Here is a 13,901-nt window from a genome sequence, read left to right on the forward strand (position 1 = left end):
GAGAAGTATTTATTCTCTCCTCTATATTCTCTTTTCTAAAAATAAAATATATGGATACACAAACCATAAAAAATACACAAACCACAGCAAAAGTTACAGAAAGGATTTCTGGTAGCGAAGCAATCGTTAGATGCTTAATTGCAGAAGATACAAAAATAATTTATGGATATCCTGGTGGAGCAATTATGCCAGTTTATGATGAGTTATATAAGTATCAAGATAAAATTCATCACGTTTTAACACGTCATGAGCAAGGTGCAACGCATTCTGCACAAGGATTTGCAAGAATTTCTGGTAAAGTAGGTGTGTGTATTGCAACTTCTGGTCCGGGAGCAACCAATTTAATTACTGGTATTGCAGATGCTCAAATAGATTCTACCCCAATGGTGTGTATTACAGGGCAAGTTTTTTCTAAGTTATTAGGAAGTGATGCATTTCAGGAAACAGATATTGTTGGTATTTCAACTCCGGTTACAAAATGGAATTGTCAGGTTACCAAAGCATCTCAAATTCCTGAGGCAATCGCAAAAGCTTTTTACATCGCAAAAAGCGGAAGACCAGGACCTGTTTTAGTAGATATTACTAAAGATGCACAACAAGAAATGTTCGATTTTTCGTATGAAAAATGCACAAAAGTTAGAAGTTATTTTCCGTTACCAAAAATAGATGTTTCATCAATAGAGGCTGCTGCAAAATTAATTAATGCTGCAAAAAAGCCATTAGTAGTTTGGGGACAAGGAGTAATTTTAAGTGAAGCAGAAGAAGCGTTTAAAGCCGTAATTGAAAAAGCAGGTATTCCATCTGCTTGGACAATCTTAGGTGCTTCTGCAATTCCTACTTCACATCCATTAAATGTTGGTATGGTTGGTATGCATGGTAATTATGCACCAAATGTATTAACAAACGAATGTGATGTATTAATTGCAATTGGTATGCGTTTTGATGATCGTGTTACGGGAAGTTTAAATACCTATGCCAAACAAGCCAAAGTAATTCACTTTGAAATTGATCCAGCAGAAATAGATAAAAACGTAAAAACAGATGTAGCAGTTTTAGGTGATGCAAAAGCAAGCTTAGCGTTATTGTTACCAATGTTAAACGAAAATAAACATCCAGAATGGCGTCAAAAATTTGCAGATTTATATGCTATTGAGTATGAAAAAGTAATTAAAGATGATATTCATCCAACGAAAGAAGGATTGACAATGGGTGAGGTTTTAAAAGAAATCAACATTCAGAGTAAAGGAAATGCAGCAATTGTAAGTGATGTTGGTCAACACCAAATGATTGCTTGTAGGTATGCAGAATTCAACCAAACCAAAAGTAATATTACTTCTGGAGGTTTAGGTACTATGGGCTTTGGTTTGCCAGCGGCAATTGGAGCTAAAATGGCGGCTCCAGAAAGAGATGTTGTTTCTATTTCTGGTGATGGTGGTTACCAAATGACAATTCAAGAATTAGGAACTATATTTCAGCAAAAAATAGCATTAAAAGTAGTCGTGTTAAATAATGATTTCTTAGGAATGGTACGCCAGTGGCAACAATTGTTTTTTGACAAACGTTATGCATCAACAGAAATGGTAAATCCAAATTTTGTTGCTATTGCAGAAGGGTATTATATAAAAGCAAAGAAGGTTACTAAGCGAGAAGAATTAGCCGACGCTGTTGCAGAAATGATGGCGAGTAAAGAGGCGTACTTTTTAGAAGTTTGTGTAGAAAAAGAAGGAAATGTTTTTCCTATGATTCCTACAGGAGCAAGTGTATCAGATATAAGACTAGAATAAGATGAGTGAAGATAAACAACTATATACAGTATCAATTTATACTGAAAATAATATTGGATTGTTGAATAGAATTTCAGCCATTTTCCAAAGAAGACATATAAACATAGAGAGTTTAAATACTTCTCCGTCAGAAATTGAAGGTGTTTCTAGATTTACTATTGTTGTGAATATGACAGAAGTAAATATGAAAAAAATTATTGGTCAGATAGAAAAACAAGTAGAGGTTATTAAGGCGTATTATCATAAGGATGATGATACTATTTATCAAGAATCTTGCATGTTTAAGGTGAAATCTAATTTATTATTTGATGAACGCCAAATTCAAAACATTATTAAAGATAGTAACTCAAGAATAGTTACTGTAAATAAAGAGTTTTTTGTAATTGAAAAATCAGGAAAAAAAGAAGAAATTGATTTATTATACAAAGAATTAAGTGTTTTTGGTATTATGCAATTTACCCGTTCAGGTCGTATTGCTGTTACTAAAGACGAAATGAAAATATCAGCATTACTAGAAACATACAACAACTAAATAAAGATAAAAGAGTATAGATTTTAGAGAATAGAAAGAAGGTGTTTAAAACGTTATTCTGTTCTCTTTTATCTTTGCTTTAATCAACAAACAAAAACAATAAAAATGTCAAATTATTTTAACACATTAACATTAAGAGAAAAATTAGAACAATTAGGAAAATGTCGTTTTATGGACGCTTCAGAATTTGAAGACGGAGTAGAAGCATTGAAAGGGAAGAAAATTGTTATTGTAGGTTGTGGAGCACAAGGTTTAAACCAAGGTTTAAATATGAGGGAATCAGGTTTAGATATTTCTTATACTTTAAGACAGGCTGCTATCGATCAAAAGAGACAGTCTTATATAAATGCATCTTCAAATAATTTTGAAGTTGGTAGTTATGAAGAAATGTTACCAAGTGCAGACGTGGTAATTAATTTAACGCCAGATAAACAACATACAAATGTTGTAAATGCAGTAATGCCATTAATGAAAAAAGGAGCTACATTATCTTACTCTCACGGTTTTAATATCGTTGAAGAAGGGATGCAAGTTCGTAAAGATTTAACTGTAATTATGGTGGCGCCTAAGTCTCCAGGTTCTGAAGTTAGAGAAGAGTATAAAAGAGGATTTGGAGTACCAACTTTAATTGCGGTTCACCCAGAAAATGATCCACAAGGAAAAGGTTGGGCAGAAGCAAAGGCGTATGCAGTTGCAACAGGAGGTCATAAAGCAGGAGTTTTACAATCTTCTTTTGTTGCTGAGGTAAAATCTGATTTAATGGGAGAACAAACTATTTTATGTGGTTTGTTACAAACAGGAGCAATTTTATCTTTTGATAAAATGGTTGAAGAAGGAATTGAACCAGCGTATGCGGGTAAATTAATTCAATATGGTTGGGAAACTGTAACGGAAGCTTTAAAGCATGGTGGAATTACCAATATGATGGACAGATTGTCTAATCCTGCAAAAGTAGAAGCTTTTAGATTATCTGAAGAATTAAAAGACATTATGCGTCCATTGTTCCAAAAACATATGGATGATATTATGACAGGTCATTTCTCTGCTACCATGATGGAAGATTGGGCTAATGATGATAAAAACTTATTAACTTGGAGAGCTGCAACAGGAGAAACTGCTTTTGAAAAACAAGTAATCACAACAGATGAAATTCCCGAACAAGAATACTTTGATCACGGAACTTTATTAGTTGCTTTTGTAAGAGCTGGTGTAGAGTTGGCTTTCGAAGCAATGACAGAATCTGGTATTATTGCTGCTTCTGCTTATTACGAGTCTTTACATGAAACGCCATTAATTGCAAATACAATTGCAAGAATGAAATTGGCAGAAATGAATCGTGTAATTTCTGATACTGCAGAATATGGTTGTTATTTATTTGACCATGCTTGTAAGCCTTTATTAACAGATTTTATGAAAGATGTAAAAACTAATATTATTGGTAAATCTTTTAGCTCAGAAAATGGAGTTGATAACCAAGAGTTAATTAGAATTAACGCTATTATTAGAAATCATCCAGTAGAAATAGTAGGAGCAAAATTAAGAGCTTCTATGACAGCAATGAAAGTTGTTAAAACGGCTTAATAAAGTTGGTTTTATTATAAAGGATCCTTTAAGATATATATTTAAGGATTTCTATAAAGCACTATTTCCCTCAAAAAAGGTGTTAAAAAAACCCGTCAGATTTCATAATCTGACGGGTTTTCTTTTTACATTTGACCAATGCAAACAAATCATATTTATTACCCAAGTTTAGAAAGCGTAAAAGAAGCTTCTGAAAACTTAAAAGGTGTTGCTTTTGAAACTCCGTTGAGCAAAAACTTTAGTCTCTCTAAAGAATTAGAAGCTACAATTCTATTTAAAAGAGAAGATTTACAAGTAGTGCGTTCTTATAAAATTAGGGGAGCGTATAATAAAATGTCTTCTTTAACTTCGGATGAAAAACAAAGAGGAATTGTTTGTGCAAGCGCCGGTAATCACGCGCAAGGAGTTGCTTTGTCTTGTAAATTATTACAGGTAAAAGGAACTATTTTTATGCCATCTCCAACGCCAAATCAAAAAATTAACCAAGTAAAAATGTTTGGTGAAGATTTTATTGAAATTGTAATAGAAGGTGATACTTTTGATGATGCTTCTGATGCTGCAAAATTAGAATGTGATTCTAAAAATAAAACTTTTATTCATCCTTTTAATGATGAAAAAGTAATAGAAGGCCAAGCAACGGTTGGTTTAGAAATTTTAAACCAAACTAAAGAGAAAATAGATTATGTTTTTGTGCCTATCGGCGGCGGCGGTTTGTCTGCAGGATTGTCATCAGTATTCAAATACCTATCACCAGAAACCAAAATAATTGGAGTAGAACCAGAAGGAGCGGCTTCTATGCTAACGTCTCTAAAGAATAAAAAAAACACCACTTTACAAACAATTGACTCTTTTGTAGATGGTGCAGCTGTAAAAAGGGTGGGTGATTTAAATTTTGAGATTTGTAAGCAAAATTTAACGGAAGTAATTACAGTTCCTGAAGGGAAGATTTGCCAAACCATTTTAGATCTTTATAATAAAGATGCCATTGTTGTTGAGCCTGCAGGCGCATTGAGTATTACTGCGTTAGATTTTTATGCAGATAAAATTAAAGGTAAAAACGTGGTATGTGTGGTGAGTGGAAGTAATAATGACATTACGAGAACTCCAGAAATTAAAGAACGTGCTTTATTGTATGCCGACTTAAAGCATTATTTTATTGTAAAATTCCCACAAAGAGCAGGATCTCTAAAAGAGTTTGTTGTAGAGATTTTGGGTCCGAATGATGATATTACACATTTTGAATATACCAAAAAGAATAACAGAGCAAATGGATCTGCTGTTGTTGGTTTAGAGTTGAAATCTTCTAAAGATTTAGCACCTTTGATTCAAAGGATGAAAGAAAATAATTTCTTTGGTGATTATCTAAATGATAAGCCAGATTTGTTTCAGTTTTTGGTATAAGGTCGCAACAAAGGAGAACGCTTTCTATTTAAACCTCGAAAACCATTTCGTGTTTAAAATAATAAATGAGATAGTTTACAGTTATTTTTAGTTAATTTTGGATAATAAATAATAGTTTATTTATTGTCGAATTATTATTATTTCTATAATTTATAAAAACAATTCATGAAGAAACAATTTACAGAAATTCCAGAAGCATATAAAATCACTTCACTTTTACATCAAAAAACATATTTAGTTAGTGGAGAGTTAAAAGAATGGAAGGGTGAAACTACAGAGGTGTATTCTACTATTTCATCAACTAAAGAATACAAACCAACGTTATTAGGTACGGTACCAAACTTAACAGGAGAAGAAGGTTTAGAGGCGTTAAATTCTGCCTATAGAGCTTATGATAAAGGTCAAGGTTTATGGCCAACAATGCGAGTTGCAGATAGAATTGAATGTATGGAGGAGTTTGCAGAGCAAATGAAAACCAAACGAGATGAGGTTGTAAAACTATTAATGTGGGAAATAGGTAAAGCATTACCAGATTCTGAAAAAGAATTTGATAGAACCATAGAATATATTTACGATACTATTGAAGACTACAAGCAAATGGATAGAGATTCTGCTAAGTTTGAAAAACATAGTGGCGTGCATGCGCATATTAGACGTGGTCCTTTAGGTGTAGTTTTGTGTTTAGGTCCTTATAATTATCCTTTAAATGAAACGTTTGCGTTGTTAATTCCTGCTTTAATTATGGGGAACACAGCGGTTTTTAAACCTGCAAAACATGGAGTTTTACTATTGTCGCCATTATTAGAGGCGTTTCAAAATAGTTTTCCAGAAGGCGTGGTAAATGTAATTTATGGTAGAGGGCGTGTTTTAGCAACTCCTATTATGAAAACCGGTAAAGTAGATATATTGGCTTTAATAGGTAACAGTAAATCTGCAAATGCAATTCAAGCAAATCATCCATTTAAAAATAGATTACGTTTAGTTCTTGGTTTAGAAGCTAAAAACCCTGCAATAGTATTGCCAGATGCAGATTTAGATTTGGCAATAGATGAATGCCTTTCTGGGGCAACTTCTTTTAACGGACAGCGTTGTACAGCATTAAAAATAATGTATGTTCATGAACATATTGTAGATAAATTTAACAAACGATTTGCGAAAAGAGTAGATGCTTTAAAATTTGGAAATCCTTGGGAAGACGGTGTGAAATTAACACCTTTGCCAGAACCAGAAAAACCAGCATATATTCAAGAATTAATTGATGATGCTGTTGCAAAAGGAGCAAAAGTAATTAATAAAAAAGGAGGTAGAACTTCTGAAAATTATATTTTTCCATCCGTTTTATATCCTGTATCTAAAGATATGAGAGTGTTTCAAGAAGAGCAATTTGGGCCTGTAACGCCTATTGTGTCTTTTAAAAATATTCAAGAGCCTTTAGATGATATGGCAGAATCTAACTACGGACAACAAGTAAGCGTTTTTGGTAGCGAGGTAAAAACTTTGGCGCCTTTAATTGATACGTTGGTAAACTTAGTTTGTAGAGTAAACTTAAATAGTGCTGCCCAACGTGGGCCAGATGTATATCCGTTTACAGGAAGAAAAGATTCTGCAGTATCAACTTTAAGTGTGCATGATGCTTTGCGATCTTTTTCTATTAGAACATTTTTAGCGTCTAAAGATACATCTTATAATAATGCTATTTTAGAAGAATTATTAGATAAAAAAGCGTCTAATTTTATCAATACAGATTATATTTTATAAAAAAATAAGTTATCCATAATAAAAAGACCTCCATTTTTGGAGGTCTTTTTGATTTTAAATAAGACTATTTTAAAGGTTATTAAAATAAGATAACTATTGCATGTTTTAAGCTTGATTAATCTCTGTCAAAATTTCTTTAACATTTTCTTTTCTATACGGGAATCAAAAACTTGGAGTTAAACTTCAAATGACGGCATATGTGGTATAAATTGAGTTGTAAACTCATTTAGTAAGAGTGTTTGATTTCTTTAGATTCTAATCTACTTTTTAGTATACTTAAATCAGATGCATTATGTGATTTTTAATAGTTTTCGTTATTTTTAAAAGATATCTGTAAAATTCTAAACCTTAATAGTAAACATTGGTTTTAAAGCATTTTTAGTTAGATTTTTGGTAACACTTCCTGTAAAAAAATGTGCTAAACCACTCCTGCCATGTGTGCTTAAAGCAATTAAATCTGCATTAATATCCTTAGAGAAATTCAAGATTCCTTTTTCTACAGAAACATCACTGTAGACGTTTATTTTGTGTTTTGGTAAATTAAAATCAGAAATAAAGTCTTTTATTTTGTGTTTTGCTTCTGAAGTTCCTTGAAAGTTCGCGGGAGTATTTATCTTTAGTAAATGAATTTTACTGTCAAAAATAGTAGCAAAATCAATAAACTTACTAAATACCTCTTTATTTTCTTCTTTAAAATTTGAGGCGAAAACTAAATTTTTTAATTTAAATTTATTGCTATCTTTTTTGACAACTATTACGGGTATCTTAGAAGTTCTTACTATTTTTTCAGTGTTTGATCCAATCAATATTTCTTCAAATTCAGAATGACCTTTAGAGCCCATTATTATTAGGTCTGCATCAATCTTATTCGCATATTTTTTAATTCCTTCAAAAGGATTATTTAGTTTTATAAAGTATTCAACACGAGTGTCTTTGTCGAAGAAATTTTCTTTAAACTCTAATACTTTTTCTCTAACTTTTCTTAAATAAAGCATGCTTTCTGGAATGCTAAATTTACTTCCAGCTGCCATATCAGTAATGCCTTTAGGAAGTTCAATTAGGTGAATAAGGTAGATGGTGGCGTTTGTTTTTTTTGCAATTTTTGCAGCCATTTTTGATGCATATTCAGATGTTTTTGAGAAATCTATAGGGACTAAAATTTTTTTCATAATTCAAAAAATTAGAGGTTAATATGGTTGTATATAAAGTTACAAAAAATAATTGACTTAAACTTAGTTTGGTAAATCCCAAACATTTAGTATATTTGCACCGAAATTTACAATAAATGGAGAAGGAAGGGGACTAAAGAGTCCCCTCTTTTTATATTTTATTTTAGGATTTAAAATGGACCAAACCAAGGTAAAAGATTTAGTAGAAGAAGCACTGGCACTTAATGAGTCGTTATATTTGATTGATTTATCTATCTCAGAAAACAACAAAATTCAGGTTACAGTAGATGGTGATAATGGTGTTCCTTTAAGTGAATGCATTAGAATTAGTAGAAGTGTAGATAATAATTTTGATAGAGAAGAAGAAGATTTTTCTTTAGAAGTTTCTACACCAGACATATCGCATCCATTAAAAATAAAAAGACAATATATTAAAAACATTAGTAGAATACTTAAAGTAAAAACTTCAGAAGAAGAATTTGAAGGCACTTTAGTAGAAGCAGATGAAGATAAAATTGTTTTAAATTGGAAAGCAAGAGAACCAAAGCCCATAGGTAAAGGGAAAGTAACTGTAACAAAAACAGTAACTTTAGCTTATGAGGATATTAGAGAAGCAAAAGTGAAGATTGTATTTTAAGCAAAAATGTAATGGAGAATATAGCATTAATTGATTCGTTTTCAGAATTTAAAGATAACAAGAGTATAGACAGAGTAACATTAATGTCTATTTTAGAAGAAGTTTTTAGAGCTGCCTTAAAACGTAAATTTGGTTCAGATGATAATTTTGATATTATTATTAATCCAGATAAAGGAGATTTAGAAATTTGGAGAAATAGAGTTGTTGTTGCAGATGGTTTTTCTGAAGATGATAATGAAGAAATTGAATTAGCGGAAGCAAGATTAATTGAGCCAGATTTTGAAATTGGTGAAGATGTATCTGAAGAAGTGAAGTTGATAGATTTAGGAAGAAGAGCTATTTTAGCATTACGTCAGAACTTAATTTCTAAAATTTACGAACACGATAGTACAAACATCTTTAAACAATTTAAAGAATTAGAAGGCGAATTATATACGGCAGAAGTGCATCACATTCGCCACAATGCAATTATTTTGTTAGATGATGATGGTAATGAAATTGTATTACCAAAAAGTGAGCAAATTCGTTCAGATTTCTTTAGAAAAGGAGATTCTGTAAAAGGAATTATTAAAACAGTAGAATTAAGAGGAAATAAACCAGCGATTATCTTATCTAGAACATCGCCTGTTTTCTTAAATAAATTGTTTGAACAAGAAATTCCAGAAGTGTTTGACGGTTTAATTACAGTTGAAGGAGTTGCAAGAATACCAGGAGAAAAAGCAAAAGTAGCGGTAGATTCTTATGATGATAGAATAGACCCTGTTGGAGCTTGTGTTGGTGTTAAAGGTTCAAGAATTCATGGAATTGTACGTGAATTAGGGAACGAGAATATAGATGTTATTAACTATACCAAAAACGAACAGTTATTTATTTCAAGAGCATTAAGTCCTGCAAAAGTGACTTCAATGGAAATAGAAATGTTTGAAGAAGAACGAAACGGTAAAAAAGGACGTGTAAGCGTTTTATTAAAACCAGAAGAAGTTTCTAAAGCTATTGGTAGAGGTGGTGTAAATATTCGTTTAGCAAGTGAGTTAACAGGTTACGAAATAGACGTTAAGAGAGAAGGTCTAGAAGAAGAAGACGTAGAGTTAACAGAATTTGGAGATGAAATTGAAGATTGGGTTATTGTAGAATTCAAAAAAATTGGTTTAGATACTGCAAGAAGCGTACTAGAAACTAGTGTTGCAGAGTTGGTAAAAAGAACCGATTTAGAAGAAGAAACAATTATGGACGTTCAAAGAATCTTGAAAGAAGAATTTGAGGACTAAGTATAGTATAGAAGTAACGTAAAAAGTATATTTTTACAAGTATAAAGTTAAAAAGAATATATGTCTGTAGGCAAAACAATGAGGCTTAATAAAGTTTTAAGAGAATTAAATATTTCTCTTGATAGAGCAGTCGAATATTTAGCAGGTAAGGGTCACGAAATTGAATCGAGACCAACCACTAAAATTACGGGTGACGTCTATCAGGTTTTACTTGATGGCTTTGAAAAAGATGCAAATAAGAAAGCTGCATCTAAAGAAGTTGGAGAAGAAAAACGTAAGGAGAAAGAAGCTATTCGTTTAGAACATGAAGCTAAGTTAGAGAAGAAAAAAGCGGAAGAAACTAAAAAGGAAGAAGCTAAAAAGGAAGTGGTTTTAAAAGCCAAGGCAGATAAATTAGAACTTAAAACTGTAGGTAAAATCGATATTGATAATATTGGTAAAAAACCTTCAGAAAAAGTCGAAAAGGTAAAAGTAGCGCCCAAAGAGGTTGTTACAGAACCTAAAGCTGAAGAACCTAAAGTAGCAGAAACCCCAGTTGTAGAAGCGAAAGCTGAAGCACCAAAGGTGGAAGAAAAACCTGTTGATGAAACTCCTGTTGTTGAAACACCAAAAGTGGTAAAACCAGAGGTTAAAAAAACAGTTTCTGAAATAGAAAAAGAAGTTTCTAAAGTTGGTGAAAAACCAAAAGGGAAAAAAGACGTTTCTAAAACAGAAGAAAAGGCAGAAGAAGTTACTGCAGAGAATGCAGAAGCTATCAAAACTCAGTATAAGAAATTAGACGGCCCTAATTTTACAGGTAAGAAAATTGATTTAAAACAATTTGAAAGACCTAAGAAAAAGAAACCTGAAGTTAAAAAAGATGCAAACGCAGACAAAAAGAAACGTAAGCGTATTGTAACTAAAGCAGGAGCGCCAGGTTCTGCTACGGCAAGACCTAGTAGACCAGGTCAAGGTAATAGAGGTGGTGCTAGAACAGGTACTAGACCTCCTTTTAATAGAGGTGGACGAGGTGCAGCAAGACCAGCAGCAGTTAAGAAAGAAGAACCAACTGAAGCAGAAATTCAAAAACAAGTAAGAGAAACACTTGAGAAACTGCAAGGGAAATCTTCTAGAGGAAAAGGTGCAAAATACCGTAGAAATAAAAGAGATGCCCATAGAGAACATTCAGATGCTGAGTTAGAAGCTCAAGCATTAGACAACAAAATCTTAAAAGTAACAGAATTTGTTACGGTAAGTGAAGTTGCTACAATGATGGAGGTTCCGGTAACAAATATTATTTCTGCATGTATGTCTTTAGGAATGATGGTAACAATGAATCAGCGTTTAGACGCAGAAACATTAGTTATTGTAGCTGAAGAATTTAACCATAAAGTAGAATTTGTAGGTGCAGAAGTAGAAGAATCGATAGAAGAAGTAGTAGATAAACCAGAAGATTTAGAAAGTCGTGCACCAATTATTACGGTAATGGGTCACGTAGATCATGGTAAAACATCACTTTTAGATTATATTAGAAAAGCAAATGTTATTGAAGGCGAAAGCGGAGGAATTACACAGCATATTGGTGCGTACTCTGTAAAAGTTGGAGATCAAAAAATAGCATTTTTAGATACACCAGGTCACGAGGCGTTTACAGCGATGCGTGCACGTGGAGCTCAAGTAACGGATTTAGTTATTATTGTAGTTGCAGCAGATGATGATGTGATGCCGCAAACTAAAGAAGCAATTTCTCATGCGCAAGCTGCAGGAGTGCCAATTATATTTGCAATCAATAAGATTGATAAACCAAATGCGAATCCAGATAATGTAAAAACGCAGTTATCTCAAATGAATTTGTTGATAGAAGAATGGGGTGGTAACATACAATCTCAAGATATCTCAGCAAAACTTGGAACAGGTGTTCCAGAATTATTAGAGAAAGTTTTATTAGAAGCAGAAATTTTAGAATTGAAAGCTAATCCTAATAAAAATGCAGTTGGTGCAGTAGTGGAAGCATTATTAGATAAAGGTAGAGGATATGTTTCTACGGTATTAGTACAAGCCGGAACTTTAAAAATTGGAGATTACTTGTTAGCAGGTAAACACAGTGGTAAAGTAAGAGCAATGTTTGATGACAAAGGAACTAATTTAAAAGTTGCAGGTCCATCTACACCAGTATCTATTTTAGGTTTAGACGGAGCGCCACAAGCTGGAGACAAGTTTGTAGTATTTGATGATGAAAGAGAAGCAAAACAAATTGCCTCTAAACGTTCTCAATTACAACGAGAGCAATCTGTAAGAACTCAGAAAACATTAACCTTAGATGAAATTGGACGTAGAATTGCGTTAGGAGACTTTAAAGAATTAAACATAATCTTAAAAGGAGATGTAGATGGTTCTGTAGAAGCATTAACAGATTCTTTCCAAAAATTATCTACTGAAGAAATTCAAGTAAATATTTTACATAAAGGTGTTGGAGCCATTACAGAAAGTGATGTGTTATTAGCATCAGCATCAGACGCAATTATTGTTGGGTTTAATGTTCGTCCGCAAGGAAATGCTAGAGTGGTAGCAGATAGAGAAGAAGTAGATATTAGAACATATTCTATTATTTATGCAGCTATCAACGACTTAAAAGATGCCATGGAAGGAATGTTATCTCCGGAAATGAAAGAAGAGGTTACTGGTAATGTAGAAATTAGAGAAATCTATAAAATATCTAAAGTTGGTAACATTGCAGGTTGTATGGTAATGTCTGGTAAGATTCAGAGAGATTCTCAAATTAGAATTATTAGAGACGGAATTGTAGTGCACGACGGAACTTTAACAGCGTTAAAACGTTTTAAAGATGATGTTAGAGAAGTTACAAAAGGGTTCGATTGTGGTATTCAAATTAAAAACTACAATGATATCGAAGAAGGAGATGTAATTGAAGCTTACAAAGAAGTAGCAGTTAAGAAGAAGTTGAAATAGTAATTTCAAAAACTTAGATATAAGATCGAGATTTCAGTATACTGAAATCTCGATCTTTTTTTTATGCTTATTTTAGCAGAAATAATTAGAAACCTTTGTAAGGTTTTCATTTTTAAGAAGACTTGAGTATTAATATTATAAATAAATATAACAAACCATGAAAAAATCTATTTTATCAATTGCAATTTTTGCAATTACATTAATTAGTTCAACAGGAACAAATGCGCAAGAATTTAAAGGTTTAGATAAAAGCCCAATGGATGGTGCTGCATACCCAAGTAGTTATAAAATTTCAGATAAAGTTGTAAAAGTAACTTACGGAAGACCACAGTTAAAAGGAAGAGAATTAAGTAAATTGGCTCCTGTAGATAAAGTTTGGAGAACTGGTGCAAATGAAGCGGCAGAAATTACTTTCTACAAAGATGTTGTTTTTGGTGGTAAGGAAGTAAAAGCAGGAACTTACACGTTATTTACTATTCCTAAAGCAGAAGGAGACTGGGTTGTAATTTTAAGTACAGCAAAAAATGTTTGGGGATCTTATTTTTATAAAGAAGACCAAGATGTTGTTAGAGTACCAGGTACGGTATCTACATCAGATAAAAACATCGAAGCATTTTCTATGATGTTTGCAGATGATATGACCTTAAAAATGGGATGGGCTAACACCATAGTTTCTGTTTCTATTAAATAATTTTATTTAAGAAATAATTGAAACCGTCTAAAGAAATTTAGACGGTTTTTTTATGTCATTTAATTTAAAGAAATGAATTTCTTGCTTACAAAGAATAAACGTAAATTTGCAGCTTAAATAAAGAAATTAGA

10 protein-coding genes are annotated in these 13,901 nt (G+C 32.3%); 9 read left to right on the forward strand and 1 reads right to left on the reverse strand.

Going from position 1 to position 13,901, the window contains the following annotated elements; genetic code table 11:
* Nucleotides 1-50: 50 nt before the first annotated feature.
* From ilvB to MPF19_RS03175, 5 genes are all read left to right on the forward strand, one after another.
* Complete coding sequence (ilvB, locus tag MPF19_RS03155) at nucleotides 51-1,784, forward strand: biosynthetic-type acetolactate synthase large subunit (protein ID WP_249986739.1); 1,734 nt, start codon at nucleotides 51-53, stop codon at nucleotides 1,782-1,784.
* Nucleotide 1,785: 1 nt separating this feature from the next.
* Nucleotides 1,786-2,316, forward strand: coding sequence for an acetolactate synthase small subunit (ilvN, locus tag MPF19_RS03160; protein ID WP_203394238.1), 531 nt, complete (start codon nucleotides 1,786-1,788; stop codon nucleotides 2,314-2,316).
* Nucleotides 2,317-2,421: 105 nt separating this feature from the next.
* Nucleotides 2,422-3,897 carry a ketol-acid reductoisomerase gene (gene ilvC / locus MPF19_RS03165; RefSeq protein ID WP_203394239.1) on the forward strand — a complete coding sequence of 492 codons (1,476 nt, stop codon included), beginning with the start codon at nucleotides 2,422-2,424 and terminating at the stop codon, nucleotides 3,895-3,897.
* 138 nt (nucleotides 3,898-4,035) lie between these two features.
* Nucleotides 4,036-5,298, forward strand: a complete 1,263-nt coding sequence (gene ilvA, locus MPF19_RS03170; RefSeq protein ID WP_249986740.1) for a threonine ammonia-lyase IlvA — start codon at nucleotides 4,036-4,038, stop codon at nucleotides 5,296-5,298.
* Nucleotides 5,299-5,463: 165 nt separating this feature from the next.
* Nucleotides 5,464-7,056: an NADP-dependent glyceraldehyde-3-phosphate dehydrogenase gene (locus MPF19_RS03175; RefSeq protein ID WP_249986741.1), complete on the forward strand. Its 1,593-nt coding sequence runs from the start codon at nucleotides 5,464-5,466 to the stop codon at nucleotides 7,054-7,056.
* A 341-nt stretch (nucleotides 7,057-7,397) separates the two neighbouring features.
* On the opposite strand, the gene MPF19_RS03180 is transcribed toward MPF19_RS03175, so the two are convergent.
* Nucleotides 7,398-8,225: a universal stress protein gene (locus tag MPF19_RS03180; protein ID WP_249986742.1), complete on the reverse strand. Its 828-nt coding sequence runs from the start codon at nucleotides 8,223-8,225 to the stop codon at nucleotides 7,398-7,400.
* Nucleotides 8,226-8,400: 175 nt separating this feature from the next.
* Between MPF19_RS03180 and rimP the strand changes: the two genes are divergently transcribed.
* The 4 genes from rimP (at nucleotide 8,401) to MPF19_RS03200 (ending at nucleotide 13,770) form a co-directional block, all read left to right on the forward strand.
* Nucleotides 8,401-8,862 (forward strand): ribosome assembly cofactor RimP, encoded by a 462-nt coding sequence (gene rimP, locus MPF19_RS03185; RefSeq protein WP_203394243.1) that lies wholly within the window; start codon nucleotides 8,401-8,403, stop codon nucleotides 8,860-8,862.
* Nucleotides 8,863-8,873: 11 nt separating this feature from the next.
* Complete coding sequence (gene nusA / locus MPF19_RS03190) at nucleotides 8,874-10,130, forward strand: transcription termination factor NusA (RefSeq protein WP_203394244.1); 1,257 nt, start codon at nucleotides 8,874-8,876, stop codon at nucleotides 10,128-10,130.
* A 60-nt stretch (nucleotides 10,131-10,190) separates the two neighbouring features.
* Entirely contained in the window at nucleotides 10,191-13,079 is a 2,889-nt protein-coding gene (gene infB, locus MPF19_RS03195) for a translation initiation factor IF-2 (protein ID WP_203394245.1), read from the forward strand.
* Nucleotides 13,080-13,236: 157 nt separating this feature from the next.
* Nucleotides 13,237-13,770, forward strand: a complete 534-nt coding sequence (locus MPF19_RS03200; protein ID WP_249986743.1) for a DUF2911 domain-containing protein — start codon at nucleotides 13,237-13,239, stop codon at nucleotides 13,768-13,770.
* Nucleotides 13,771-13,901 lie beyond the last annotated feature (131 nt).

This window comes from Polaribacter sp. Z014 (assembly GCF_023555435.1).
Lineage (GTDB): Bacteria > Bacteroidota > Bacteroidia > Flavobacteriales > Flavobacteriaceae > Polaribacter.

What these genes read in the sequence shown, in the direction of transcription:
- MPF19_RS03200 (WP_249986743.1), top strand. Translation starts at nt 13,237, where the DNA reads ATGAAAAAATCTATTTTATCAATTGCAATTTTTGCAATTACATTAATT.
- ilvB (WP_249986739.1), top strand. Translation starts at nt 51, where the DNA reads ATGGATACACAAACCATAAAAAATACACAAACCACAGCAAAAGTTACA.
- MPF19_RS03180 (WP_249986742.1), bottom strand. Translation starts at nt 8,225, where the DNA reads ATGAAAAAAATTTTAGTCCCTATAGATTTCTCAAAAACATCTGAATAT.
- rimP (WP_203394243.1), top strand. Translation starts at nt 8,401, where the DNA reads ATGGACCAAACCAAGGTAAAAGATTTAGTAGAAGAAGCACTGGCACTT.
- infB (WP_203394245.1), top strand. Translation starts at nt 10,191, where the DNA reads ATGTCTGTAGGCAAAACAATGAGGCTTAATAAAGTTTTAAGAGAATTA.
- ilvN (WP_203394238.1), top strand. Translation starts at nt 1,786, where the DNA reads ATGAGTGAAGATAAACAACTATATACAGTATCAATTTATACTGAAAAT.
- MPF19_RS03175 (WP_249986741.1), top strand. Translation starts at nt 5,464, where the DNA reads ATGAAGAAACAATTTACAGAAATTCCAGAAGCATATAAAATCACTTCA.
- ilvC (WP_203394239.1), top strand. Translation starts at nt 2,422, where the DNA reads ATGTCAAATTATTTTAACACATTAACATTAAGAGAAAAATTAGAACAA.
- ilvA (WP_249986740.1), top strand. Translation starts at nt 4,036, where the DNA reads ATGCAAACAAATCATATTTATTACCCAAGTTTAGAAAGCGTAAAAGAA.
- nusA (WP_203394244.1), top strand. Translation starts at nt 8,874, where the DNA reads ATGGAGAATATAGCATTAATTGATTCGTTTTCAGAATTTAAAGATAAC.